The sequence below is a fragment of the Cryobacterium cheniae genome, from assembly GCF_004403395.1.
GTDB lineage: Bacteria > Actinomycetota > Actinomycetes > Actinomycetales > Microbacteriaceae > Cryobacterium > Cryobacterium cheniae.
Map to the genome: position 1 here is coordinate 18,610 of NZ_SOGN01000063.1, position 24,133 is coordinate 42,742.

At 68.5% G+C, this 24,133-nt stretch carries 24 protein-coding genes; 7 read left to right on the forward strand and 17 right to left on the reverse strand.

Going from position 1 to position 24,133, the window contains the following annotated elements:
* Positions 1-187 precede the first annotated feature (187 nt).
* The 8 genes from E3T23_RS13850 to thyX form a co-directional block, all read right to left on the reverse strand.
* The gene (locus E3T23_RS13850) at positions 188-409 is read right to left on the reverse strand and encodes a DUF3046 domain-containing protein (RefSeq protein WP_134371063.1); all 222 of its coding nucleotides are present in this window, start codon (positions 407-409) and stop codon (positions 188-190) included.
* 9 nt (positions 410-418) lie between these two features.
* Positions 419-724 carry a helix-turn-helix domain-containing protein gene (locus E3T23_RS13855; protein ID WP_134371064.1) on the reverse strand — a complete coding sequence of 102 codons (306 nt, stop codon included), beginning with the start codon at positions 722-724 and terminating at the stop codon, positions 419-421.
* Between the two features lie 189 nt (positions 725-913).
* Positions 914-1,429, reverse strand: coding sequence for a CinA family protein (locus tag E3T23_RS13860; RefSeq protein WP_241977964.1), 516 nt, complete (start codon positions 1,427-1,429; stop codon positions 914-916).
* The gene (gene pgsA / locus E3T23_RS13865) at positions 1,422-2,021 is read right to left on the reverse strand and encodes a CDP-diacylglycerol--glycerol-3-phosphate 3-phosphatidyltransferase (RefSeq protein WP_134371066.1); all 600 of its coding nucleotides are present in this window, start codon (positions 2,019-2,021) and stop codon (positions 1,422-1,424) included. The genes E3T23_RS13860 and pgsA overlap by 8 nt, the downstream gene beginning before the upstream one ends.
* Positions 2,022-2,024: 3 nt before the next feature.
* Positions 2,025-4,955 carry an FtsK/SpoIIIE family DNA translocase gene (locus tag E3T23_RS13870; protein ID WP_134371068.1) on the reverse strand — a complete coding sequence of 977 codons (2,931 nt, stop codon included), beginning with the start codon at positions 4,953-4,955 and terminating at the stop codon, positions 2,025-2,027.
* 123 nt (positions 4,956-5,078) lie between these two features.
* Entirely contained in the window at positions 5,079-6,755 is a 1,677-nt protein-coding gene (locus tag E3T23_RS13875; protein ID WP_134371069.1) for a ribonuclease J, read from the reverse strand.
* 28 nt (positions 6,756-6,783) lie between these two features.
* The gene (gene dapA / locus E3T23_RS13880; RefSeq protein ID WP_134371071.1) at positions 6,784-7,761 is read right to left on the reverse strand and encodes a 4-hydroxy-tetrahydrodipicolinate synthase; all 978 of its coding nucleotides are present in this window, start codon (positions 7,759-7,761) and stop codon (positions 6,784-6,786) included.
* Positions 7,762-7,812: 51 nt separating this feature from the next.
* A complete protein-coding gene (gene thyX / locus E3T23_RS13885) occupies positions 7,813-8,550 on the reverse strand; it encodes an FAD-dependent thymidylate synthase (RefSeq protein ID WP_134371073.1) in 738 nt (245 codons plus the stop codon).
* 78 nt (positions 8,551-8,628) lie between these two features.
* On the opposite strand from thyX, the gene E3T23_RS13890 reads away from it, so the two are divergent.
* The 4 genes from E3T23_RS13890 to E3T23_RS13905 all read left to right on the forward strand — a co-directional run bounded on the left by E3T23_RS13890 (position 8,629) and on the right by E3T23_RS13905 (position 11,039).
* Entirely contained in the window at positions 8,629-9,102 is a 474-nt protein-coding gene (locus E3T23_RS13890; protein ID WP_134371074.1) for a TlpA family protein disulfide reductase, read from the forward strand.
* Positions 9,083-9,607, forward strand: a complete 525-nt coding sequence (locus tag E3T23_RS13895; RefSeq protein WP_134371076.1) for a DUF4395 domain-containing protein — start codon at positions 9,083-9,085, stop codon at positions 9,605-9,607. The genes E3T23_RS13890 and E3T23_RS13895 overlap by 20 nt, the downstream gene beginning before the upstream one ends.
* Before the next feature lie 99 nt (positions 9,608-9,706).
* Positions 9,707-10,132: an OsmC family peroxiredoxin gene (locus E3T23_RS13900; RefSeq protein WP_134371078.1), complete on the forward strand. Its 426-nt coding sequence runs from the start codon at positions 9,707-9,709 to the stop codon at positions 10,130-10,132.
* Between the two features lie 16 nt (positions 10,133-10,148).
* The gene (locus E3T23_RS13905; protein ID WP_134371080.1) at positions 10,149-11,039 is read left to right on the forward strand and encodes a TIGR01777 family oxidoreductase; all 891 of its coding nucleotides are present in this window, start codon (positions 10,149-10,151) and stop codon (positions 11,037-11,039) included.
* 37 nt (positions 11,040-11,076) lie between these two features.
* Here E3T23_RS13905 and E3T23_RS13910 read toward each other — a convergent pair whose 3' ends face one another.
* Both E3T23_RS13910 and dapB read right to left on the reverse strand, forming a co-directional pair.
* The gene (locus E3T23_RS13910; RefSeq protein WP_134371082.1) at positions 11,077-11,514 is read right to left on the reverse strand and encodes a tetratricopeptide repeat protein; all 438 of its coding nucleotides are present in this window, start codon (positions 11,512-11,514) and stop codon (positions 11,077-11,079) included.
* Entirely contained in the window at positions 11,511-12,260 is a 750-nt protein-coding gene (dapB, locus tag E3T23_RS13915) for a 4-hydroxy-tetrahydrodipicolinate reductase (protein WP_134371084.1), read from the reverse strand. Before dapB ends, E3T23_RS13910 begins: the two co-directional genes overlap by 4 nt.
* Before the next feature lie 44 nt (positions 12,261-12,304).
* Here dapB and E3T23_RS13920 point away from each other — a divergent pair, with 44 nt between their 5' ends.
* A complete protein-coding gene (locus E3T23_RS13920; RefSeq protein ID WP_134371086.1) occupies positions 12,305-12,838 on the forward strand; it encodes a GNAT family N-acetyltransferase in 534 nt (177 codons plus the stop codon).
* On the opposite strand, the gene E3T23_RS13925 is transcribed toward E3T23_RS13920, so the two are convergent.
* The 3 genes from E3T23_RS13925 to E3T23_RS13935 all read right to left on the reverse strand — a co-directional run bounded on the left by E3T23_RS13925 (position 12,835) and on the right by E3T23_RS13935 (position 16,108).
* Complete coding sequence (locus tag E3T23_RS13925) at positions 12,835-13,437, reverse strand: histidine phosphatase family protein (RefSeq protein WP_134371088.1); 603 nt, start codon at positions 13,435-13,437, stop codon at positions 12,835-12,837. The genes E3T23_RS13920 and E3T23_RS13925 overlap by 4 nt on opposite strands.
* A 113-nt stretch (positions 13,438-13,550) precedes the next feature.
* Positions 13,551-14,906 carry a M16 family metallopeptidase gene (locus E3T23_RS13930; RefSeq protein ID WP_134371090.1) on the reverse strand — a complete coding sequence of 452 codons (1,356 nt, stop codon included), beginning with the start codon at positions 14,904-14,906 and terminating at the stop codon, positions 13,551-13,553.
* A gap of 77 nt (positions 14,907-14,983) precedes the next feature.
* The gene (locus E3T23_RS13935; RefSeq protein ID WP_241977965.1) at positions 14,984-16,108 is read right to left on the reverse strand and encodes an aldo/keto reductase; all 1,125 of its coding nucleotides are present in this window, start codon (positions 16,106-16,108) and stop codon (positions 14,984-14,986) included.
* Between the two features lie 228 nt (positions 16,109-16,336).
* On the opposite strand from E3T23_RS13935, the gene E3T23_RS13940 reads away from it, so the two are divergent.
* The gene (locus E3T23_RS13940) at positions 16,337-17,956 is read left to right on the forward strand and encodes a peptide chain release factor 3 (protein ID WP_134371094.1); all 1,620 of its coding nucleotides are present in this window, start codon (positions 16,337-16,339) and stop codon (positions 17,954-17,956) included.
* A gap of 100 nt (positions 17,957-18,056) precedes the next feature.
* Here the strand turns inward: E3T23_RS13940 and E3T23_RS13945 are convergent, their stop codons facing one another.
* Both E3T23_RS13945 and E3T23_RS13950 read right to left on the reverse strand, forming a co-directional pair.
* Entirely contained in the window at positions 18,057-20,162 is a 2,106-nt protein-coding gene (locus tag E3T23_RS13945; protein WP_134371095.1) for a transglycosylase domain-containing protein, read from the reverse strand.
* A gap of 79 nt (positions 20,163-20,241) precedes the next feature.
* Positions 20,242-21,930: a ribonuclease J gene (locus E3T23_RS13950; RefSeq protein ID WP_241977966.1), complete on the reverse strand. Its 1,689-nt coding sequence runs from the start codon at positions 21,928-21,930 to the stop codon at positions 20,242-20,244.
* 333 nt (positions 21,931-22,263) lie between these two features.
* Between E3T23_RS13950 and E3T23_RS13955 the strand changes: the two genes are divergently transcribed.
* On the forward strand, positions 22,264-22,767 hold the full coding sequence (locus E3T23_RS13955) for a glutathione peroxidase (protein ID WP_134371099.1): 504 nt from the start codon (positions 22,264-22,266) through the stop codon (positions 22,765-22,767).
* Here the strand turns inward: E3T23_RS13955 and E3T23_RS13960 are convergent.
* On the reverse strand, positions 22,764-23,642 hold the full coding sequence (locus E3T23_RS13960; RefSeq protein ID WP_134371101.1) for an HpcH/HpaI aldolase/citrate lyase family protein: 879 nt from the start codon (positions 23,640-23,642) through the stop codon (positions 22,764-22,766). The genes E3T23_RS13955 and E3T23_RS13960 overlap by 4 nt on opposite strands.
* Positions 23,639-24,124, reverse strand: a complete 486-nt coding sequence (locus tag E3T23_RS13965) for a MaoC family dehydratase (RefSeq protein ID WP_134371103.1) — start codon at positions 24,122-24,124, stop codon at positions 23,639-23,641. The genes E3T23_RS13960 and E3T23_RS13965 overlap by 4 nt, the downstream gene beginning before the upstream one ends.
* Positions 24,125-24,133 lie beyond the last annotated feature (9 nt).

The following is a 24,133-nucleotide window of genomic DNA, read 5'->3' on the forward strand; positions in this document are numbered from 1 at the left end:
ACCCGCTCTCAACAAGGCATGTGCTCTCTGTCGCTGACAAAAACCGACTGTACGCGGCACGTCCGACACAGGCCGGAACGGGCAACGGCAGTGGATAAGCCTTCTTCGACTCCTGCTGTGGAGGAGTCTATCAAAATGCGAACACGCATTCGATGATTTGCGGAATGCGAGGCGTGTCGGGCGAAGGCTAGTTGCAGGCGGCGGGGAGTCCTGCGCCGTACCAGCGGGCTTTCGGCACATCCGTCTCGGCGCAGAGCGCCAGCCAGACGTCACGCGCCGAAGCACCGCCGGCCAGAGCCTGGTCGGCGGTGCTTCCGAACGCGGTCAGGATGAGATCGCGAGTGAGGACGCGGCCGTAGCCGTCGCCGAACTCGTCGCTCAAAGCCTGACGGAACTCACTGAGTCGCATGGAGGGGAGCTAGCGCACCATCATGCCGTCGTAGGTGGCTACGAGTTCGTCGGGCACGGTGTCGGGGAACCTGTCGAGTCCCTCGATGACGGCAAGGCGGTCGCCGACCTCCCGCATGATGACCGAGATCGGGGTTTCCAACGCCTCAGCAACGGACGCCAAAATCTCGGAAGACGCTTCCTTCTGGCCACGCTCCACCTCGCTCAGATATCCGAGGGCCACGCTGGCCCTGCTCGCTACCTGACGGAGTGTGCGCCCTTTCTGCAGGCGGAAGTCCCTGAGTACATCGCCGATTTCCTGTCGAACAAGAATCATCGGAACCTCCTTCTCGTACTGATTAAGGATTGCTTATCAAGTACTGCTTGATACTTCTGGCGCCCACTCAACCGGGAGGTTTCGTGTGTTGGATCGCAAGAGTACTACAACCTTCAACACCCTGACACTACCGACCACGACTGGGCTTTTCTTGTGAATACGCTCGTTGTAACCGAGGCTTTCGGGGAACTATTCCACCCGATCCCGGGCTAACAGCTGCCACACAGCTTCGACGGCCGCGGCCACCGAGGCCGCTCGGATGCCGGCCCGATCCCCCTGCAGCCGGAGCGGGATGACCGACGTCTCTGCCCCGCGGGCCAGCCCGAGGAAGACGGTTCCCGGCTCCTGGCCGCCCTGGCCGTCGGGACCGGCCACCCCCGTCGTGGCGACGCCGATGTCCGCGGGGCGGCCGTCGACGGCGAGGCGTGTGCGCACCCCCTCGGCCATCTGGACGGCGACCCGCGGATGCACCGGGCCGTGCTCCTCGAGGAGAGCCGCGTCCACGCCGAGGAGGGTGTGCTTCAGCGCGCTCTGGTAGGCCACCACTCCCCCGTTGACGACGACGGATGCGCCCGGGATGCGGATGAGTTCGGCCGTCAGGGCGCCGCCGGTGAGGGACTCGGCCACGGCGATGGTGAGGCCGCGGCGGGCGAGCTCGCCGACGAGGCGCGCCGTGGCATCCGTCGTTCGGGGCAGGTCAGCCACGGTCGTGCTGGTGCCGGTTGTCGCGGCGCGCGGCCACGAGGTAGTCGATGCCGGTGACGACGGTGACGATGAGGGCGAGGGCCATGGCAGTCCAGTTGACCCAGTAGATCCAGTCGCCCAGCACCAGCCAGAGCGGCACGAGGGCGAGGGAGATCGCCACGGACTGCAGCAGGGTCTTCAGCTTGCCGCCCCGCGACGCCGGGATGACCCGGTCCTTCAGCATGACGAACCGGAACACCGTGATGCCGATTTCGCGCACGAGGATGACGATGGTCACCCACCACCACAGCTCGCCCAGGATGGAGAGGCAGACCAGGGCGCCACCGGTGAGCACCTTGTCGGCGATCGGATCGAGGATCTTGCCGAGGTCGGTGACCAGGTTGTGCCGGCGGGCGATGGCCCCGTCGATTCCGTCGGTTGCGATCGCCACGATGAACAGGGCGGCCGCCCACCAGCGCAGCGCGCCGTCCTGGCCGGCGTCGGTCAGGAGCATCCAGATGAACAGGGGTGCCAGCAGGATGCGCACGACCGTGATCAGGTTCGGGAGGTTCCAGTTGCTGGGCCGGGCGACCGGCGTGGATGATGTGGCCATGGGTCAGTCCCTGTCGGTCAGTTGCCAGGCGTCTTCATCGGGGGATGCGTCTTCTTCCGCGTACCCCTCCGACATTTTGGCGACCGGGTCGTCGGCGTAGCGCGGATCGGGTGGGCCGGGCGTGGGCTGGTGGGCAGCGGATGCCTGCGCGCTGGCGGCGTGGTGCTCGGCGTCGGAGCCGCGCAGCAGGGCCAGCACGCCGGGCAGCTGCTCCGCGGAGACGAGCACATCGCGCGCCTTCGACCCCTCGGAGGGACCGACGATTTCGCGGGACTCGAGCAGGTCCATCAGGCGCCCGGCCTTGGCGAAGCCGACCCGGAGTTTGCGCTGCAGCATCGAGGTCGACCCGAACTGGGTCGACACCACCAGTTCCGCCGCGGCGAGGAGCACCTCGAGGTCGTCTCCGATGTCGGAGTCGATCTCTTTGCGGGGGGCGACCATGGAGACATCCGGCCGGTAATCGGGTCGGGCCTGCAGGGTGACGTGCTTGACGACCCGTTCGATCTCGGCCTCGTTCACCCAGGCGCCCTGCACGCGGATGGCCTTGGAGGCCCCCATGGGCAGGAACAGGGCGTCGCCCTGTCCGATCAGCTTGTCGGCGCCCGGCTGGTCGAGGATGACCCGGGAGTCGGTGACGCTGGTCACCGCGAACGCGAGGCGGGAGGGCACGTTGGCCTTGATCAGGCCCGTGACGACGTCGACGCTGGGGCGCTGGGTGGCGAGCACGAGGTGGATGCCCGAGGCTCGGGCCAGCTGCGTGATGCGCACAATCGAGTCTTCGACGTCGCGCGGGGCCACCATCATCAGGTCGGCGAGCTCGTCGACGACGACCAGGAGGTAGGGGTACGGCTTGAGGCTGCGCAGGCTGCCGGCCGGGAGAACGATCTCGTTGTTGACGACGGCCTTGTTGAAGTCGTCGATGTGGCGGAACCCGAAGCTGGCCAGGTCGTCGTAACGCATGTCCATCTCCTTCACCACCCACTGCAGCGCTTCGGCGGCCTTTTTCGGGCTGGTGATGATGGGCGTGATCAGGTGAGGGACCCCGGCGTAGGCGGCCAGCTCGACCCGCTTCGGGTCGATCAGCACCATGCGCACGTCGCTCGGCTTGGCCCGCATGAGCAGGCTGGTGATCATGGAGTTGACGAAGCTGGACTTGCCGGACCCGGTCGAACCGGCGACCAGGAGGTGAGGCATTTTGGCGAGGTTGGCGAGCACGAAGCCGCCGCCGACGTCTTTTCCGACGCCGATGGTCATCGGGTGGGTGCTGTTCGAGGCCGCCGGGGAGCGGAGCACGTCACCGAGGGTGACGATTTCCCGGTCGGTGTTCGGGATCTCGATGCCGATCGCGCTCTTGCCCGGAATGGGCGACAGGATGCGCACCTCGTTGGACGCGACGGCGTAGGACAGGTTCTTGCTCAGCGCGGTGACCCGCTCCACCTTGACGCCGGGGCCGAGCTGGATTTCGTACTGCGTCACGGTGGGGCCGCGGGAGAACCCGGTGACTTTCGCGTCGACCTGGAACTGGTTCAGCACCTCGGTGATGGACTTGACGATCTCGTCGTTGGCCGCCGAGCGGGCCTTGGCCGGCGGACCCTTGGTGAGGGTCGTGTCCGAGGGCAGCAGGTAGGGGGCGGCGGGCTGGTCTGCAGCCGGGGAAACGGTCGACGGCTTCAGGGACAGTGGGGTGTCCATGACCCCGCCGGCGGCGGCCGCGTCGATGCCGTCGAAACCGGGGAGGACCTCGGTCAGTCCGGTCTGGTCGTCGGCCAGGAGGCCGGTCGAGGAGCCGTGCGGCAGGTCGATCGCGCCCGTGAAGCGTTTGAGGGCGTCTTCGGCCCGGAGCAGGTCTTCGAGCACCTCGGTGCCGTAGTGGTCTTTGCTGTGGTCTGCAGGCGGCGGTGTCGTCTCCAGCGCGGTGGCGAAGCTCCCTCGTTTGTCCCCGCCGAGCAGGGTGCTGAGGGGGTCGGCGCCGGGCGCGCCGGCGGTGTTCGGCCCGGCGGCGCTCGGCCCGGCGGTGTTCGGGCTGGAGCCGGTACCGGCGCCGTGCGCGGTGAGCGGCCCGCCGAAGTCGGGGTCTTCCTCGCGTTTGCTGGTGTTGCGCCGCCACCAGGGCAGCGCCCCCGCGTCCTCGTCGACGTCGTCGACCCCGTCCAGTTCGACCTGAACGGCTTTCTCGTGCTTCGCCTCCCGCGCGGCGGCGCGCTGCTCGGGATCGGGGAGCTGGGCGCCGAACAGCCAGGCGTAGAGTTCGCGGCTGCGCTGGCCGATGCGGTTGGGCGGGGTCTTGGTGATGATGAACAGGCTCAGGGCGAGCAGCAGGATGACGACGATGGTGGCGCCGATCGACGTCGTCAGGTAGATCAGGGGCGCGGCGATCATCCAGCCGATGACGCCGCCGGCCAGCGCGAGGGTCTCCATGCCGTCGCTGGGAGCGGGCTGGCCGCCGAAGATGTGGCAGAGACCCGACACCGAGACGAGCAGCACGGAGAGTCCGATGCCGATGCGGCCGTTGTCGTGCACCGAGCTGGGCTTGCGGAACAGCCAGAGGGAGAAAAGCAGCATGATCACGGGCAGGGCGAACGCGACCCGCCCGAACCAGCCACCGAAGGACCAGGCGTCGAGGGTCTGGGCGACCGTGTTGTTGATCAGGAACCACTCGATCACGGCGCCGGCGATCGAGAGGAGCACGAGGAAGAAGGGCAGGCCGTCGCGGCGTTCCTCCTTGGAGAGCTGCTCCGGGCCGAGCGCCCGGGCGGCGCCGCCGGTGACGTGGGCCAGGGCCATCCAGGAACGCACGAGCAGGCTCGGCTTGACCTCCACCGCGGTGAACTTGACCGTTTTCTGGGCGGCGGTGCGGGCTGCGGGCTTCCGCGCCGGGGTGCCGCGCGCAGGCGTGCTGCGGGCGCGACCGTTCGACTTAGTGCTCGTAGCCATGCACCTACGGTACTTCGAACCCCCGACATTGGGGTGCAGGCACGCCACAACGCCTGCGGGCGACGATCACCGACCGTGAGATCGGGAGCAGGCGGATGCCCGGCATCCGTCGCCTCGACCGGATCAGGCCTCGATCACCAGGGGGACGATCATCGGGCGGCGGCGGAAGGCGGTGTTCACCCAACGACCGACCGTGCGGCGCACGATCTGCTGCAGCGCGAACGGGTCGCGAACCCCGTGCTCGGCGGCCTCGGCCAGGGCGGCCGCGATTTTCGGCCGCACGGCGTCGAACACGGAGTCGTCCTCGGCGAAGCCTTTCGCGTGGATCTCCGGCCCGACGATCACCTTGCCGGTGGCGGCGTCGACCACGACGATGATCGAGATGAAGCCCTCCTCGGCGAGGGTGCGGCGGTCCTTGAGGTCGGCCTCGGTGATCTCGCCGACGGTGGACCCGTCGACGTAGACATAACCGAGATCGAGTTGGCCGACCGTGGTGGCCACGCCGTCCTTGAGGTCGATGACCGTGCCGTCCTCGGCGAGGATCACGTTCGCCTCCGGCACGCCGGTCTCCATCGCGAGCTTCGCGTTGGCGACCAGGTGCCGGTATTCGCCGTGCACGGGCAGCACGTTCTTCGGCTTCAGGATGTTGTAGCAGTAGGTCAGCTCCCCGGCGGCGGCATGCCCGGAGACGTGCACCTTCGCGTTGCCCTTGTGCACCACCGCGGCGCCCAGCTTCGTCAGGCCGTCGATGATGCGGTAGACCGCGTTCTCGTTGCCGGGGATGAGGCTGGATGCCAGGATGACGGTGTCGCCGTGGCCGACCTCGATCTGGTGGTCCTGGTTGACCATCCGGCTGAGCACGGCCATCGGCTCGCCCTGCGAGCCCGTGGACATGTAGACGATCTTGTCGCCGGGGATGTTGCCGGCCTTCTTGAAGTCGACCAGCACTCCCTCCGGCACCCGCAGGTGGCCGAGGTCGGCGGCGATGGTCATGTTGCGCACCATCGACCGGCCCAGGAGGGCGACCCGGCGCCCGTTCGCGTGGGCGGCGTCGAGCACCTGCTGCACCCGGTGCACATGGCTGGAAAAGCTGGCCACGATCACCCGGCGCGGAGCCCGGGCGATGACGTCGTCGAGCACGGGGCCGATGGAGCGTTCCGTGGGTGTGAAGCCCGGGACATCCGCGTTGGTGGAATCGACCAGGAACAGGTCGACGCCCTCGGTGCCGAGGCGTGCGAATTCGCGCAGGTCGGTGAGGCGGCCATCCAGCGGCAGCTGATCCATTTTGAAGTCGCCGGTGTGCAGCACGGTTCCGCCGGCGGTCTTGATGGCCACGGCCAGGGCGTCGGGGATGGAGTGGTTGACGGCGACGAATTCGAGGTTGAACGGGCCGAGCCGTTCCGTCTGCCCCTCTTTGACCTGCAGCGTGTACGGCGTGATCCGGTGTTCCTTGAGCTTCGCCTCGATGAACGCGAGGGTCAGTCCGGAACCGATCAGGGGGATGTCCGCGCGGAGCTTCAAGAGGTAGGGGACGGCGCCGATGTGGTCCTCGTGGCCGTGGGTGAGCACGACCGCGAGGATGTCGTCGAGGCGGTCCCTGATGGGGCTGAAGTCGGGCAGGATCAGGTCCACGCCGGGCTGGTGCTCCTCGGGGAACAGCACCCCGCAGTCGACGATCAGCAGCTTCCCGTCGATCTCGAACGTGGTCATGTTGCGGCCGATTTCGCCCAGGCCGCCGATCGGCGTGATGCGGAGGGTTCCCGCCTTGAGCGGGGCCGGGTCGTACACGTCGATGGGCACAGGTCCTCCTCGGGGTTCGGTGGGACGGTTAGCGTGTCGTTCCGGCGACCCTCGGCAGGGCGCCGCCGGCCGCGGCGTTGCGGTCCGGCCGGAAATTGGAGAAGTCGACCCCGGGAATGTTCTTGACCAGGTCGATTTCGTCTTCGATATGGGCAGCTTCCCACTCTTCCGGACCGACCAGGGGAAGGCGCACGCGCGGGCTGTTGATGCGGCCGAGGCCGTGCAGGATGTATTTGACCGCGACCGTGCCGGGAACGTGCGTCATGCAGGCCCGCACCAGCGGTTCGAGCTGCTGGTGCGCGAAGGTGGCCGCCTTCAGGTCGCCCGCGTTCACGGCGTCGACCATCTGGCGGTACGGGGTGGCGGCGATGTTCGCGGTGACCCCGATCAGGCCGGTCGCCCCGATCGAGAGGTGCGGCAGAACGTTGGGGTCGTCGCCGGAGAAGTACATCAGGTCGGTCTGGTTGAGCACGCGGCTGACCTGGGCCAGGTCACCCTTGGCGTCTTTGACGGCGAGGATGTTCGGGTGCTTCGCGGCCCGCAGGATCGTCTTGTATTCGATCGGGATGCCGGTGCGACCGGGGATGTCGTACAGGATCACCGGCAGGTCGGTGGCATCCGCGATCATCCGGAAGTGGGTGAGCACGCCGGCCTGGGTGGGCTTGTTGTAGTACGGGGTGACGATCATGTTGCCATCGGCGCCCGCCTTCTCGCTCTGCTTGGCCAGCTGCATGGCGTGCGCGGTCTCGTTGGACCCGCCGCCGGTGATGATCTTCGCGCGGCCGCCTGAGACGTCCTTGCCGACCTCGACCAGGCGGATCTTCTCGGCGTCGGTGAGGGTGGACGTCTCCCCGGTGGTGCCGGTGACGACGATGCCGTCGGCGCCGGCCTTGATGACATCGTCGATGTGCTGGGCGACGCCCGCCCAGTCGACTTCGCCGTCAGCGGTGAACGGAGTCACCAGGGCGACGAGGACCTGGCCGAAGGGGTTCTGAGACATAGACACGAGAGACAGGTTACCGGTCAGCGTGGGGCCGTGCACCGCCGCGGCGTCACGTTACGGGGCGACGCGACCGTTCTTGTTGAAGGCGGCGTAGGTGAGCGGCATCAGGAGCGCGAACTGGTCTTCCATCTTCTCGGCGCACATCTCGATCTCGCGCTGCGGGAACGACGGGAAATGGGTTCCCTCGCGCTTGGTGCGCAGGCTGAGGAAGTTCATCAGCGACCGGGCGTTCATGGTCACGTACATCGAGGAGAAGATGTTCAGCGGCAACACGATGCGGGCGACCTCGCGGGCCACGCCGGCTTCGAGCATCCGCTGGTATGACGCGTAGGCGTGCGCGGAGGCCTCACGGGTCAGCTGGTCGACCAGCGCGGCCTGCTCGGCGGTGCCGGGCAGGAAGTCGTAAGCGCCGGGCTTGCCGACCTGCACGAGGTTGCGGGTGGCGGACGGAACGTAGAAGACCGGGTTCAGCTCGCGGTAGCGGCCCGATTCCTCGTTGTAGGAGGCGATCCGGTGCCGCATGAACTCGCGGAACACGAAGATCGGCGCCTGCACGTAGAAGGTCATCGAGTTGTGCTCGAACGGCGAGCCGTGGCGGTCGCGCATGAGGTAATTGATCAGCCCGGCGTCGCCCTTGCCCGCGGCTTCGGCATCCGACTCCTCGAGCAGGGCCTTGGTCAGGGTCTGCTCCCCCTGCGTGGACACCCGTGCGGCGAACAACACATCGGAGTCGTGGGCGCTGGCGCGAACCAGCTCAACGGTCACATCGGAGCGGAACTCGATTTCAGGCACGGCTAAACGATACCTGCTGGATGCGTAACCTGTCGTCACACAGGCCGGCCCGGCCCGGGATCCTTGTAACGTCGCAGCATGAATCCGATCTCGGCCCTGAGCCTCGTGCTGGTGCTCGTGGCGGTCGCCACCGTTCTGGGCTTGCTGTGGCGGTCCCGTCAGGGGCGCGCCGCCGTGGTCGCCCCGGGTACCCCGGACGCGCCCGGTCGGCCGGACGCGCTCACGCCGGCGGATGTCGGCAGCCGGGGTCCGTTCGGCGCGAACGCCACTCTCGTGCAGTTCTCCACCCGTCAGTGCGCCCGCTGCCCCGGCACCCGGGTGCTCCTCGCCGGACTGGCCCGGTCCCGTCCCGGCGTCGCGCACCTGGACGTCGACCTCACCCACCGGCGCGACCTCGCGAACCGGTTCGGAATCCTGCAGACCCCGACCACGCTCATCCTGGACGGCACGGGACGGGTGCGGGCCAGAATCGGCGGCGTTCCGAGCCGGGACGTTGTCCTCCAGCAACTCGACGATCTCTCCGGGAGCACCCATGACCAACTCGCCCGCTGATTCCCGGCCGCAGCCCGCGGCGCGCCGGCGACGCCCGGAGCGCCCGGACCTCGACCCGCGCGGACCACGCTTCGGCGCCGCGATCACGGCCGTTCTGCTCCTGGTGGTGGTGTTCCTGGCGCTGACCGGGGCATCCGTCGCCGCCCTCGTTCTGCTGAGCGTTCTCGCGGCCCTCTTCGCCTGGGGTGCGTTCGCCGGCGCCGGGCGCCACCCCTACGGCGCACTGTTCAAGGCGTACGTGCGGCCGCGGCTCGGACCGCCCGACGCCCTCGAGAACGCGGCCCCGCCGACGTTCGCCCAGGGTATCGGCCTGCTGGTCACGGTGACCGGCGTGGTGCTCGGCCTGGCCGGCCTGGAGTCCGCCGTCGGCGTCTCCGCCGCCGTCGCGTTCGTCGCGGCGTTCCTCAACGCCGTGTTCGACTACTGCCTCGGCTGCCAGCTGTACCTGCTGCTGGTGCGAGCGGGAATCCTCGGCCGCGGACAGACGGCGGTGGCCGGGGGCTGACCGGGGCCGCGGCGCCTTCCCTGATCATCAGCTGGGAGTGAACCCTATGTGGGTCGAGGCGACAGTTAGGCTGAAGCTCCACTTTCAGGAGGCAACACCATGGCACTGACCAGCGAAGCGACCACCGTCTGGACCGGCGATCTGAAGTCCGGCAGCGGTACCGTCACCCTCGACTCCTCCAAGACCGCCGAGTTCCCGGTCACCTGGCAGGCGCGGTCCGCCGGCACCCCGGATACGACCAACCCGGAGGAACTCCTCGGCGCCGCTCACGCGGCCTGCTTCTCGATGGCGCTGGCCAACGGCCTCAGCGCCGGCGGGCACACCCCGGACAACATCCAGACCACCGCGGCCGTCACCTTCGAAGCCGGCGTCGGCGTCGTGGGCAGCCACCTCCTGGTCAGCGCCAAGGTTCCCGGTCTGACCGAAGACGAGTTCGCGGTCTACGCCGAGGACGCCAAGGCCAACTGCCCGATCTCGAAGGCGCTCGCGGGCATCCCGATCACCATCGAAGCCGAGCTGGCCTAGGCCCGGCCCGCAGACGATGCGAGTTCTCGTCTCCGGTGCGTCCGGACTGATCGGCACCGAGCTCTGCGCGCAGCTGCGCGCGGCCGGCCACACCGTTGCCCGGCTGGTGCGCCGCGATCCGCGCGGTGCCGACGAATTCCGCTGGAATCCGGCCACGTTGAGCATGGACGAGAGCGCCCTCGCCGGCGTCGACGCCGTGATCAACCTGTCGGGGGCATCCATTGCCCGTCTGCCGTGGACGAAGGCCTACCGCCGGGAGATCCTCGATTCGCGCGTGCAGGCCACGCGCACGCTGACGGATGCGATGGGCCGGCAGGCGACCCCGCCGGCCGTGCTGCTCAATGCGTCGGCCGTGGGCATCTACGGCGACCGCCCGAACGAGGTGCTCACCGAGAACTCCCCCGCCGGCACCGATTTCCTGGCCAAGGTCACCAGCGCCTGGGAGGCCGAGGCGGGACGCGCGCCCCAGTCGACCCGGGTCGTGACTCTCCGCACCGGACTGGTCATCGCCCGGGGCGGCGCCTTGAAACCGCTCCTGCCGATCGTCAAGCTCGGCCTGGGCGGCCCGCTGGGCCACGGCACCCAGCACTGGCCGTGGATCAGCCTGCACGATGAGGCCGCGGCCTTCGTGCACCTGCTCACCTCGACGCTGTCCGGCCCGGTCAACCTGGTCGGCCCCACGCCGGCCACCGCCAACGACGTCATCCGCGCGGTCTCGGCCGGGCTGCACCGCCCGTTCCTGGTGCCGGTGCCGGAATTCGTGTTGACGCTCGCACTGCAGGACGCCGCCCGCGCGCTGCTGCTCGCCGACCAGCAGATCGTGCCGGACCGCCTGCAGAAGGACGGTTTCGTCTTCACGCACAAGACCGCGGCCGAGGCCGTGACCTGGATGCTCAGCCACCCGTAGGACTGCGCGTTCGGTGCCTGTTGGGATCTACCGGGATCTAGGAGCGCTCGAGGGTGATCGCGGTGCGGATGGCGCCGCGGGCACGCCGGCGGTCCCCCGAGGAGTTGTAGGCCAGGCCGAGCCTGAACCAGGCGCGCCAGTCGTCGGGGGCGGCATCGACGGCCGCCCGATAGATCGGGAATTCGGCGTCGGCCGAATCCCGCAGGGGGCGCCCACTCGGCCGGATCGGCAGATTTTCGACCGGCAGCCCGCCCTCGGCCTCGAGCCGACGCACGAGCCGTGCGGAGTTGCGCCCGAATCGGAGCTCGGCGACCAGCGCCCAGACTCCGACCAGCGGGAGCACGAGCAGCGCCACCCCGATCACGATGCCGACGATTTCGCCGCTCTGCAGGAACAACACCGCCCGCCAGCCGACCAGGACCAGGTAGAACACCAGCAGCAGGGCCATCAGGCCCGCTGCGACGCGGCCCTTCATTTGGACGCCTCGCCCAGTCCGAGGTCGATGATCTGGTCCAGTCCCACGGTCACGCCGACGGCCGTGCGGGTGGCGGCCAGCGCCAGCAGGATGCCGCGCTCGTAGGACGCGGCCGACAGGGTGTTGTGGCTGATGGTGAGGGTTTCCCCCGCGCCGCCGAAGATCACGTCCTGGCGGGCGAGCATGCCGTCGAGGCGCAGACTGTGAACGGGGATGCTCGACACCTGCTGGCCGCGGGCGCGCTGGTCGGTGTGCGACGCCGAAACCGGCCCGATCTCGGCCCGGGCCCGCCCGATCAGCTCGGCGGTGCGCACGGCCGTGCCGGACGGGGAGTCGACCTTGCCGGCCCGGTGGGCCTCGACGATCTCGATCGAGTCGAAGAAGCGGGCGACGAGCACCGAGAGGCCGGTCGCGATGACCGATCCGATCGAGAAGTTGGGGATGATGACGACGCCGATCTCGTTCTGCCCGGCGAGGCGGGCGGACAGGGCGTCGATGCGGTTCTGCGACCAGCCGGAGGTGCCCACGAGCACCCGCAGGCCGTGGTCGACGGCGAAGTCGACCACGCTCTGGCTGACCCCGGGCAGGGTCAGGTCGATCACGATCTCCGCCGCGAGCATCTCGGACAGGTCGCTCTTCGAGTTCAGCCCGGCGACGAGTTCGTACTCATCGGACCGCTCGACGAGACCCGAGACCAGGCGGCCCATCGTTCCCGATACGCCGACGATGGCCACCCGTGTTTTCATGAATCCAATCTATCAATCCCGGGGCATCGAGTTAGCCTTGGGCCATGCCTGACACTCCCACCCTTGCCTTCAGCGAAGTGTCGGTGACGGATGCCGGCTCCATCGTGCTGCTCACCCAGTACTTCAGCGATCGGGAGTCCAGCTTCCCGTCCGCGCAGGGCCGGTACCGCACCACGTTCCCCGATCCGGCCCAGTTCCTGCCGCCATCCGGAGTGTTCCTGCTGGTCAGCGAGAAGAAGGGACCGGCCGAACGGGCGTTTGTGGGGTGCGGCGGCATCCGTCGGCTCGAGGATTCCCCGGCCGGTCGGCCGCGATTCGAGATCAAGCACCTGTGGCTGCAGCCGCAGGTGCGGGGGCGCGGCTGGGGCCAGGCGCTGCTCGCCGAGCTCGAACGACGCGCCCGGTCCTTCGGCGCGGACGAGGTCGTGCTGGACACCAACGCGAGCCTGACCGCGGCCGGGGCGCTGTACGCGCGGTCGGGCTACGAGTCGTGCCCGCCGTACAACGACAACCCGAACGCCACGAACTGGTACCGGAAGAGCCTCACCCCGGCGACGGCAGGGGCCGAGTCGAGCTAGAACAGGAGCGGGTCCGGCAGGCCGGTGCGCAGCTCCACCGGAAGGTGGCCGGTGTCGTTGTGGGTCAGCAGGGTCCACGGGCGGCCCGGCTTCTGGTGCAGCACGGTGAGGCCGCAGTTGGCCTGGTTGATGCTGATCCAGCGCCAGTCCGGGGCGCCGAGCACCTCGCGCACGAACCAGGCGATGACGAAGTTGTGGGTGATCAGCAGGTCGTGGCGTTCGCCACGGCGCGGCTGGAGGAACTCGGCCACTGCGTCGCCCATCTGCGCGCTGCCGGCCTCGATATCGGCCTCGCTGACACCGCCGAAGAAGGGGGCGTAGGCCGACGGTGTCTCCGGCGCCCGCCCGGAGGGGATGCAGTCGAAGAGCAGCGGGCTCGGCTTCGAGGTCAGCGCCGGCAGGCGCTGCGCGATGATCTTCGCCGTCTCGGCGGCGCGCTGCAGCGGCGAGTGCCAGGCGTCCGTGAACGGCACGCCGCCGAGCCGCTCCGCGATCAGTTGCGCCTGCCGGGTGCCGCGCGCCGACAGCGGCCCGTCGGGCATGCCGTGCTCGGCATCCTGCTGCTCACCGTGTCGAACGAGGTAAATGTAGTGGTGCAAGGTGATCTCTCTCAGTCCGACGCCACACAACGGTGGGTGGCCTCGGCACTAGGTTTCGGTGGTTCTGGTCTCGAAGGTTCGGGTGTCGAACGTGCTGGTCTCGAACGTGCTGGTCAGGATCGCGCGGAAGTCGGCACGATCGCGGCGAAGACGTCGTCGTCGAGCGCGCCGACGGCGGAGATGGAGAGCGGCCCGGCCGCCAGTTCACAGGCGAGGTTCCGAACGTCCTCGGCCGTGACGCGTGCGAGCCGGCGGAGGGCCTCGTCAAGGTCGATGAACTCACCGAGGGTGATCTCGGAGCGGCCGAGCCGGGACATCCGGGTGTCGGAATCTTCGAGGGCGAGAGCGGATGCCCCGGACAGCTGGCCCCCGGCCCGCTTCATCTCGTCGGCCGTCACGCCGTGCTCGGCGAGCCGGTGCAGCTCGCCCAGCATCAGCTCGGCCACCTGGCCGGCCTTCGCCGGCGTGCAGCCCGCATACATGCCGAACAGGCCCGCATCGGAGTAGCCGGGCGCGAAGGAATAGACCGAGTAGGCCAGACCGCGCTTCTCGCGGACCTCCTGGAACAGGCGCGAGGACATTCCCCCGCCGAAGATCGAGGTGAGCACGCTCATGGTGACGCGCCGGTCGTCGGTGGCCAGCAGGCCGGGGAAGCCCATCAGCATGTTCGCCTGCTCGAGCGGCCGGCGCACGATGGTGACCGGAGCCCCCTGGCTGAGGGCGACCGGCGCGCCGGACCGCCGGCCGACCGGGGATGCGGAGACGCTGAGGTCCCAGCCGGCGAGGGCGAGGGACCGGGTGACGGCGGCGACCAGCACGTCGTGGTCGACCGCGCCGGCCACGGTGACGACCAGGTCTTGCGGGCGGTAGTTCGCCCGGTAGTGCTCCAGCACGGCGGCGTGGGAGGCCGCGCGGATCGTGTCGGGGCTGCCGCCGATCGGCCGCCCGAGCGCATGTTCGCCCATGACGGCTTCGAAGAAGCGCTCGTTGGCGACGTCGGCCGGGTCGTCGTCGGCCATGGCGAGCTCTTCGAGGATGACGGCGCGCTCGTTCTCGAACTCGACCGGGTCGAGCAGCGATGAGGTGAGCATGTCGGTGAGCACCTCGACCGCCATCGGCAGGTCCCGGTCCTGCACCTTGGCGTAGTAGCAGGTGTATTCCTTGGCGGTCATCGCGTTGTGCTCGCCGCCGACCGAGTCGAAGGCGATCGCGATGTCGAGTGCGGTGCGCTTGGCTGTGCCTTTGAAGAGAAGGTGTTCCAGAAAGTGCGTTGACCCGAAGTGGCCGGGCTCCTCATCGCGGGAGCCGACCGCGACCCAGTAGCCGATGGTCAGGCTGCGGCTGCCGGGAACATGCTCCGACACGATGCGCACACCGCTCGGCAACACGCTGCGGCGCACCAAAGATTCACCTGCCGCTCGGAACGAGAGTTCGGGCAAGTCCAGAGGGAATTCGACGGCACCGTTCATGACTCCTCCACCTTACGTCACACCCCCGGCGCAGCCCGGGTGCCGGCGCCGGTCGTCGGCCGACCCCGGGTCGGCCTTCAGGCCGAGATTCGGTCGAGGTCCACCATGTCGCTGCGGGTCAGCCGGACGCCGGCCGCCGCCACGAGGGCGTCGACCTGCTCGGGCCTGCTGGCGCTGGCCACCGGCGCCACGACCGGGCCGCGTGCGAGCAGCCACGCGATCGCGATCGCCGCCGGCGCCGCCGAGTGTTCCTCGGCGATGCGGTCCAGCACGGCGAGCACGCGCAACCCGCCGCGGTTGAGGTATTTGGCTCCGCGGGCGCTGCGGGTGGTTTTCTCCAGGTCGGCCTTCGACCGGTACCGGCCGGCCAGGAATCCGTGGGCGAGCGCGAAATAGGGCAGCACGGCCATTCCCTGAGCCCGGGTGACGAGAGCCAGCGATGATTCGAACGACGTGCGGTGCAGGAGGCTGTACTGCGTTTGCAGGGCCACGAAGCGGGGCAATCCGTTGGCCGCGAGCACCCGGGCCTCCATCATGCGTTCGGCGGAGAAATTGGAGGCGGCGAGGTAACGCACCTGGCCGCGCCGCATGAGCACGTCGACGGCACCCAGGCTCTCTTCCAGCGGCACGGTCGGGTCGTCGAAGTGGAAGTGCAGCAGGTCGATGTAGTCCGTTCCCAGCCGTTCGAGGGAGGCGTGCACGGCGCCGATGATGCTGCGGGAGGAGAGCCCCGGGTTGTCGAGGTTCTTGCCGATCTTGGTGGCGATGACGGTGCTGTCGCGGGTTCTCCGGGAGCGCAGCCACGACCCGATGATCACCTCGCTGCGGCCGGAGGTGTAGCTGTCGGCCGTGTCGAGGAAGTTGCCGGCCAGGTCGCGGTGACGATCGAGGATGCGGTGGCTCGTGGCGCCGTCGGCCGTCCACCCGAACACACTCGTGCCGAGGGCCAGCGGGTGCACGGTGAGGTCGGTGTCGGCGATCGTGCGGCGGAGCGCGAGAGGGGAAGCGCCGGTCGCGGGCGGTGTCGCCGCGCCGGGGAGCGTGGGCAGAATCGGCAACCCTGACGGGGGCGCCGACGGGAGCGCCACCGGGAGATCAGCCAGCGGTGCGGCGGGCCGGTCGGTCGTCTCGATGGAGTGGGAGAGCGGTGACGGGGCGTGCGACGTCACTCGGTGGGAACCGTGCATGGTCGGACGCGGCATCCGTTCTCTCCCTCCGGTCGGTTTGAGGGTATCCCCGGCGCGGATGGTTGCAAAGGACGCGCCTGGACCGTTACCAAACCGTTCCTGCGTCGGGTTCGCACCTGGCCACCGGATGGGTAGAAACAGTTCCCAGAGTGTGAAGTTACAATTGGAGGGAACCGATTCTTGAGTAGCGGCCGCCCAGGCAACGCCCCCCGCCTGCCCGAATCATCCGCGAAAGAAGGATCCATGACGCAGCTCGCCGGCGTGTCCACGCCCGAGGTACTGACCGAAGCGCGCAGGCGACGCACCTTCGCCGTGATTTCGCACCCCGACGCGGGGAAGTCGACGCTCACCGAGGCGCTGCTGCTGCACGCGCGGGCCATCACCACGGCCGGCGCCACGCACGGCAAGGCCGGCCGGCGCGGCACGGTCTCCGACTGGATGGCGATGGAGCAGGCCCGCGGGATCTCCGTGACCAGCGCGGCGATCCAGTTCGAGTACCGCGACGCGGTGATCAACCTGGTGGACACCCCCGGGCACGCCGACTTCTCCGAGGACACGTTCCGCGTGCTCTCCGCCGTCGACGCCGCGGTCATGCTCGTGGACGCCAGCAAGGGTCTCGAGGTGCAGACCATGAAGCTCTTTGCGGTGTGCAAGCAGCGCGGCCTGCCGGTGATCACGGTCATCAACAAGTGGGACCGACCCGGCGCCGAGGCGCTGGACCTGATGGACGAGATCCGGGAACGCACGGGCCTCCTGCCCACTCCCCTGACCTGGCCGGTCGGGGTGGCCGGGGACTTCCGCGGCGTGATCGACCGCTCGTCCAACGAGTTCATCCGCTTCCACCGCACCGCCGGCGGCGCGAAGACCGCGGAGCCCGAGCGCCTGAGCGTGGCCGTCGCGGCAGCCGAAGAGGGCGCCGCCTGGGTCACCGCCACCGAGGAATCCGAGTTGCTCGCCGAGGAGAGCCAGGACCACGACGAGGCCCGCTTCCTCGCGAACGAGACCACGCCGGTGCTTTTCGCCGCGGCCGTGCTCAACTTCGGTGTTCAGCACATTCTGGACACCCTCGTGGACTTCGCGCCGGCCGCGGAAGCCCGGGAGGACGCATCCGGTGGCCACCGCCCCGTGGACAGCGCCTTCTCCGGTTTCGTGTTCAAGGTGCAGTCCGGGATGAACGCCTCGCACCGCGACCACGTCGCGTTCGTGCGGGTCTGCTCGGGCCAGTTCCGACGCGGGATGATCGTGACCCATGCGGCCAGCGGGCGCCCGTTCGCCACCAAGTACGCGCAGCACCTGTTCGGGCGCGAGCGCGAGGTGGCCGACGAGGCCTGGCCCGGCGACATCGTCGGTCTGGTCAACGCGTCCGCCCTGCGGGTGGGCGACTCGATCTTCGAGCTCGAACCGGTCGAATACCCGCCGCTGCCGATGTTCGCACCGGAGCACTTCCGGGTGGTCCGGTCCGCCGACTCCAGCAAGCACAAGCAGTTCCGCCGCGGAATCGACCAACTCGACCACGAAGGCGTCATCCAGGTGCTCCGGTCGGAGTTGCGCGGTGACCAGGCACCGGTGCTCGGCGCGGTCGGCCCGATGCAGTTCGAGGTGGTGGAGGAACGGATGACGCACGACTTCGGCGCCGCCATCCGCACCGAGGCCTTGCCCTACCAGCTGGCCCGCCGCACCGACCGGGCGAGCGCCGAGATCCTCGGCCACGACCGCCAGGTGGAGGTGCTGATGCGCTCCGACGGCACACTGCTCGCCCTGTTCAGCACCCCGTGGAGGCTGCGCAACACCGTGCGCGACCACCCGGAGCTGATGCTGGAAGACCTCGCCACGGGCAGCAACGAGGTTCCCGCCGCGTACTAGCGCCCCCGACACCGGCGAGTGTTGCCCAATCGGACAACTGTCGCCGGTGTGGCGGCAACAGTTGTCCGATTCGGGAACTTTTGCGGGTGGACCGGGAGGGTCAGCGGATCAGGCTGCGCGGCGGCTCCATGAACTCGTCCCCGCCGTACTTCTCGTTGGCGGCGCTCATCATCGCGGGCCACATCCGGTGCCGGGCCGTGGCCGCCTTCCCGCTGTCGAAGTACGTCTCCCGCTGGTCCTCGGGCTCCCCCGACACGTTCACGACGCCCACAACGGTGGCGACCTTCGTGCTCGCGCCGGCCATCCAGGTGTCCGTGTTCTCGTCCGTGGTGCCGGTCTTTCCGATCATCGGCACCCGCGGGTCAGTGTCGTAGTAGGAGGAGGCGCCCGAGCCGTCGGTCATCACCCGCTCCATGGCGTAGCTCATCGCCGCGGCGACCTCCGGGCTGACGGACTGCGTGCAGCTCGACTGCGGCACCGGGAGTTCGGCCCCGTCCGGTCCGGTGATCCGGTCGATCACGACCGGGGTGCAGGTGACGCCGTTGTTCGCGATCCCCGCGTAGGCGGCCGCCATCGTCAGCGGTGCGATTTCGTTGGTGCCCAGCACCGAAGACGCGCCCTGTTCCAGCGCGCCCCCATCGGCGCGGTGCACACCGAAGGCTTCGGCCGTCTTCCGGATGTCGCACAGGTCTAGTTCCTTGGCCATCCCGATGAAGCCGGTATTGATCGAGTCGATGGTCGATTCCAGCGGGGTGTAATACGAGTCGTCGTCCGAGGACCTGTCGTTGCCGGGCGCGAAGGCTTCGCCGTAGTCCTGGGGCCCGTTGCAACTGTCCTCGAAGGTGCCCCAGTCGTCGCGTTCCCGGGAGTTGACCGAGTCGGCGAGCGAGTTGCCCCGGGAGAGCCATTCGGCGAGGGTGAACACCTTGTAGGTCGACCCGGTCTGGAATCCGTTGGAACCGCCCTGATCGAGGTCGGTGTTGTAGTTGATGCCGGTGAAGTTGGGAGCGGTGTCGGCCGGGTCCTGGCTGTAGTCCTTGTTCTGGGTCATCGCCAGCACCCGCCCGGTGCCGACGCCCACGCTCGTGATGACGCCGCCGACATCCCATTCCTCGAAGGTCTGGGGGACGTTCTCGGCCATGGTTTCCTCGGCGACCCTCTGCAGGTCCGGGTCGAGGGTCGTGTACACGTTGTAGCCGCCGAGCCGGAAGTTGGCCAGCCGCTCATCGGCATCCGCGCCGAAGGCCGGGTCGTTCCGGAGGGTCTGGAGGACCAGGTCGCAGAAGTAGGCGCTGCCGCCCGCGGTGCGGCAACCCGTGCTGGGTTCGGTGATGGTCGGCTCAACGGGAACGCTGATCGCGGCGTCGTGATCGGCGGTACTGATCTTCTCGCGCTTCAGCATCTCGTCGAGGATGTAGTCGCGGCGTTCCTTGTTGGCCGCGTACCCGTTGGCGGCGCCGTTGGTCGTGCTCTCGGGTTCGTCGAGCTGGAACTTGACCGGGTTGTTCACGATGGCGACGAGGCTCGCGGCCTGCGGCAGCGTCAACCCCGCCGCGGTCGTGTTGAAGTAGTAGCTCGCGGCCGCCTCGATGCCGTAGACGGATCCCCCGAAGCCGGTGATGTTCAGGTACTGCCGGAGGATGTCGTCCTTGGAGTATTTCTTCTCCAGCCCGACGGCGAGGCTCATCTCCTTGAGCTTGCGCCAGGGGCTGGTCTCCGTGGCCGCGTCGTAACAGGTCATCCGTTCGTCATCGTCGGCCAGTGCCTCGCACTTCTGCACGAGCACGTTTTTCACATACTGCTGAGTGATCGAGGATCCTCCGCGGACCTCTCCGGTGAACAGGGTCGTGACCGCGCCGGTGAGGCTGCCCCAGATGTTGACGCCGCCGTGCGTGAAAAAGCCGGGGTCCTCTCCGGAGGTCGCCGCATCCTTCACAAACGGGCTGATCGCATCCGAACCCACTTCGACCCGGTTCTGGTCGTAGAACGAGGCGAGCAGATAGGACGAACCATCACTCGAGGTGGCGTAGATGTTGCTCTTCTGCGACAACCGGCCGATCGACAGGTCGTCGGGCAGATTGACCACGACCACGATCGCCGTCGTCGCCAGCAGTGCCACGACGACACCGAGCGCGATCAGCACGCGCGCCCGCACCCGCCGTCGGGAACGACGAGCGGTCTTTCTACCGGACAATTCAGTGGTCATGGGCACGCCGAGTCGTTTCTGGTCGAGGGAAAGCGGGAAGGCCGCCGGGCCGTACGGCCCGACGGCCCGGCGACACCGATCAGGCGTCGACGACGACCGAGGTGATGACCGGGATGCGACGGTACTTGCGCTGCATCCAGCGGGTCAGGCTCTGAGTGAAGATTTCCTCGAGCTCAGCGCCGCTGACGATCTTGACCTTGTTCGCGGCGCGCAGGCCGTCATCGATGGACTTGGTCGCGCCCTGGATCCACTCGTTGTCCTGCACGAAGCCGCGGGCGATGAACTCGACCGGTTCGGTGAGAAGGCCGGTGCGGGTGTCCAGGATGCCGAGGATCGTGACGGCGCCGTCGTTGGAGAGCTGCACACGGTCGGCGAGTGCCTCTTCGGATCCGCCGCCACCGACGGTCATGCCGTGCACGAAGACGAGCTCGGCGGCCACGCGGCCGGTGACCTTCGCGACGCCGTCGACGAGGTCGACGACCACGCCGTCTTCGACGACGAGGACCTGGTCTTCGGGGACGCCGGTGCGAATGGCGAGATCCGCGTTCGACTTGAGGTGGCGCCATTCGCCGTGGTACGGCAGTACGTTCTTGGGCTTGACGATGTTGTAGCAGTACACGAGTTCGCCGGCCGACGCGTGGCCGGAGACGTGCACCTTGGCGTTGCCCTTGTGTACGACGTTGGCACCCCAGCGGGTGAGGCCGTTGATGACCCGGTAGATCGAGTTCTCGTTGCCGGGGATCAGCGAGCTGGCGAGAAGAACGGTGTCGCCCTCGCCGATCTTGATGGTGTGCTCGCGGTTGGCCATGCGGGCCAGTGCGGCCATGGGCTCCCCCTGAGAACCGGTGCAGATGAGGACGACCTTGTCGTCCTTCATCCGGTCGAAGGCCTTGACGTCGACCAGGAGGCCCTTGGGCACCTGGAGGAAGCCCAGCTTCTCGGCGATGCCCATATTGCGCACCATCGATCGGCCCACGAAGGCCACCTTGCGGTTGTGGCGGGCGGCAGCGTCGATGACCTGCTGGATGCGGTGCACGTGGCTGGCGAAGCTGGAGACGATGATGCGGCGCGGCGCGGTGCGGAAGACGGCGTCGATGGCGGGGCGGATGTCTTCCTCGGTCACCGTGAACCCGGGGACCTCGGCGTTGGTCGAGTCGGTCAGGAACAGGTCGACGCCCTCTTCACCGAGCCGGGCGAAGCCGGGGAGGTCGGTGAGGCGGTTGTCGAGGGGGAACTGGTCCATCTTGAAGTCGCCGGTGACGAGCACGAGGCCGGCCTCGGTGCGGATCGCCACGGCGAGTCCGTCGGGGATCGAGTGGTTCACGGCGAGGAATTCGAGGTCGAACGGGCCGGCCTTGCGGCGCTGCCCTTCCTTGACCTCGATCAGGCGCGGCGTGATGCGGTGCTCTTCGAGCTTGGCGGTGACGAAGGCAAGGGTGAGCTGCGACCCGATGACGGGGATGTCCTTGCGTTCGCGCAGCAGGTACGGCACCCCGCCGATGTGGTCCTCGTGGCCGTGGGTGAGAACGATGGCCTCGATGTCCTGGAGGCGGTCGCGCAGCGACGAGAAGTCGGGCAGGATCACGTTGATGCCGGGCTGGGTCTCTTCGGGGAAGAGGACGCCGCAGTCCACGATCAGGAGCTTGCCCTTGTGTTCGAAGACGGTCATGTTGCGGCCGATCTCGCCGAGACCGCCGAGCGGGGTGACGCGGAGGCCACGGCTGGGCAGTTTCGGCGGCGTGGACAGGTCGAGCGGGTGCTTGGTCAAAGAAAACTCATTTCTCAGTGTGAAAACGCGCGCGTGGCGGGCGTGTCTCGCGTAATGGACCGTGTCGGGTCCGGGTGAACGGATGTTCTGGTGAACAGATCGTGCAAAGTCTGGATTCGGGCGGCCTCTCCCGGGGCGGACGCTGGTGTCCGATCGGGTCGGAGTCGAGGGTGAGTCCGAAGGCGGGGGCGGCAGGTCCGCGGTGTCATCGACACGGCGGTCGAGACGGCACGGATGATGCTCATGACTTTTCATTCTACCGCAGCCCGGTCCGTCGCTCCGCCGCTCCCCCTCCCCAGCCTTCTCGAAGGCGGCAGCGGTAGCGTCAGACCCATGTCAGCGTCAGTGCTCTACTCGACCCCGCTCACCCTCATCGACGGCACGGAAACGACCTTCGGCCAGTTCGCCGGCAAGGCTGTCCTGGTCGTCAACGTCGCCTCCAAATGCGGCTTCACCCCGCAGTACGCCGGCCTGGAAGCGCTCCACCAGAAGTACCAGGACGAGGGTCTCGTCGTGCTCGGCCTCCCCTGCAACCAGTTCATGGGGCAGGAGCCCGGGGCCGAGGCGGAGATCGAGTCGTTCTGCCAGATGAACTACGGCGTCACTTTCCCGCTGAGCGTCAAGGTCGACGTGCGCGGCAAGCACCAGCACCCGCTCTACGCCCAGCTGACCAAGTTCAAATCAGGCCTGCTGCCCGGCCTGATCAAGTGGAACTTCGAGAAGTTCCTGGTGAGCCCCGACGGCGAGATCGTCGACCGTTTCGCCTCGACGGTCGAGCCGGAGTCCGGCGAGATCGTGCAGGCGATCGAGAAGACCCTCGCGGCCGACGCGGCCTAGTAGTCCACCGCGTCGGGTGGAGCCGAGTGCGTCGGGGCCGAACCGGTCGGCCAGCGGGGCTCCGGCGGGACGGCCTCCGCCCGCCGCAGCACGGCCTCGGCATGACGCAGCAGGGGCGCGTCGATCATGCGTCCCTGATAGGCGAACACACCCTCCTCGCCGGCCGCCGCCTCCAGGATCTGCCACGCCGCCGCGACCTCGGCGGGCGCGGGCCGGTACGCGGCCCGGATGACGGGCACCTGGCTGGGGTGGATGCAGGCGGTGGCGCGGAATCCGCTCGCGACGGCATCCACCACCTCCTCTTCCAGACCCTCGAGGTCGGGGATGGCCAGGAAGACGCCGTCCACGGCGGCCTTGTCGTTGGCCCCGGCCGCGAGGAGTACCGCGGAACGGGCGTAGCGGGCGATGGCGCGGTACCTGCCGTCGGGGAACCGGCTCGAGCTGCCGCCGAGCGAGGCCACCAGATCGTCGGCGCCCCACATCAGTGCCACCACATTGGGCTCGGCCGCGATCGCCGGGGCGGCGAGCACCCCTGCTGCGGTCTCGCAGAGCGCGATCACCTCGAACCGGGCGAGAGCGGCGAGATGGGCGGCGCTCACGGCCTTCGGCAGCATCACATAGCGGTACAGGGTGTCGTCGAGGGCGGCGAGGTCGCGCTCGAAGTCGGGCGTGCCGGCCGGGTTGACGCGCACGATGGTGCGCTCGGGGTCGAGTGGATGGCTGACCAGCAGGCCGCGGGCCCTCGCCCGGTTGCCGGGCAGGAGCGCGTCTTCCAGGTCGAGGATCACGGCATCCGCGCGCTCAGCCGCCTTCCGGTACCGGTCGGAGCGGTCGGCCGGGCAGAACAGCAGTGCGGGCCCGAGATCGAAGCTCACCTGTCGGCCTCCTGGCACCAGACCAGCACCGTACGCTCGGCCGTGGCCACCACGTCGCCGTGCTGGTTCCGTCCGGTGTGCCGGAGCGTGACCAGACCCTGCCCCGGCCGGGACGCCGACAGCCGGCGGTTGGTGACAACCGTGTCGGAGTACAGGGTGTCGCCGTGGAAGAGCGGATGCGGGAACGTCACCTCCCCGAAGCCGAGATTCGCCACGATCGTGCCCTGGGTCAGCTGCGCGACCGAGCTGCCCACCAGGGTGGACAGGGTGAACATCGAGTTGACCAGGCGTTGCCCGAACGGCTGGGTGGCCGCCCACGCCGCGTCGAGGTGCAGCGCCTGCGAGTTCATGGTCAGCGTGCTGAAGAGCACGTTGTCGGCCTCGGTGACCGTGCGGCCGGGGCTGTGCCGGTAGCGGACGCCCTGGTCGAACTCCTCGTAGTACAGTCCGCGCTGCTCGATGGTTCGTCGTTCGTCGTTCATGTTCCTCCT

Bases quoted from the DNA above. Each gene is read 5' to 3' on its own strand.
- pgsA (WP_134371066.1), bottom strand. From the start codon at position 2,021: ATGGCCACATCATCCACGCCGGTCGCCCGGCCCAGCAACTGGAACCTC.
- E3T23_RS13895 (WP_134371076.1), top strand. From the start codon at position 9,083: ATGACCAACTCGCCCGCTGATTCCCGGCCGCAGCCCGCGGCGCGCCGG.
- E3T23_RS13870 (WP_134371068.1), bottom strand. From the start codon at position 4,955: ATGGCTACGAGCACTAAGTCGAACGGTCGCGCCCGCAGCACGCCTGCG.
- E3T23_RS13905 (WP_134371080.1), top strand. From the start codon at position 10,149: ATGCGAGTTCTCGTCTCCGGTGCGTCCGGACTGATCGGCACCGAGCTC.
- E3T23_RS13890 (WP_134371074.1), top strand. From the start codon at position 8,629: ATGAATCCGATCTCGGCCCTGAGCCTCGTGCTGGTGCTCGTGGCGGTC.
- E3T23_RS13945 (WP_134371095.1), bottom strand. From the start codon at position 20,162: ATGACCACTGAATTGTCCGGTAGAAAGACCGCTCGTCGTTCCCGACGG.
- E3T23_RS13965 (WP_134371103.1), bottom strand. From the start codon at position 24,124: ATGAACGACGAACGACGAACCATCGAGCAGCGCGGACTGTACTACGAG.
- E3T23_RS13930 (WP_134371090.1), bottom strand. From the start codon at position 14,906: ATGAACGGTGCCGTCGAATTCCCTCTGGACTTGCCCGAACTCTCGTTC.
- E3T23_RS13955 (WP_134371099.1), top strand. From the start codon at position 22,264: ATGTCAGCGTCAGTGCTCTACTCGACCCCGCTCACCCTCATCGACGGC.
- E3T23_RS13910 (WP_134371082.1), bottom strand. From the start codon at position 11,514: ATGAAGGGCCGCGTCGCAGCGGGCCTGATGGCCCTGCTGCTGGTGTTC.
- E3T23_RS13900 (WP_134371078.1), top strand. From the start codon at position 9,707: ATGGCACTGACCAGCGAAGCGACCACCGTCTGGACCGGCGATCTGAAG.
- E3T23_RS13855 (WP_134371064.1), bottom strand. From the start codon at position 724: ATGATTCTTGTTCGACAGGAAATCGGCGATGTACTCAGGGACTTCCGC.
- E3T23_RS13935 (WP_241977965.1), bottom strand. From the start codon at position 16,108: ATGCCGCGTCCGACCATGCACGGTTCCCACCGAGTGACGTCGCACGCC.
- dapB (WP_134371084.1), bottom strand. From the start codon at position 12,260: ATGAAAACACGGGTGGCCATCGTCGGCGTATCGGGAACGATGGGCCGC.
- E3T23_RS13940 (WP_134371094.1), top strand. From the start codon at position 16,337: ATGACGCAGCTCGCCGGCGTGTCCACGCCCGAGGTACTGACCGAAGCG.
- E3T23_RS13920 (WP_134371086.1), top strand. From the start codon at position 12,305: ATGCCTGACACTCCCACCCTTGCCTTCAGCGAAGTGTCGGTGACGGAT.
- E3T23_RS13850 (WP_134371063.1), bottom strand. From the start codon at position 409: ATGCGACTCAGTGAGTTCCGTCAGGCTTTGAGCGACGAGTTCGGCGAC.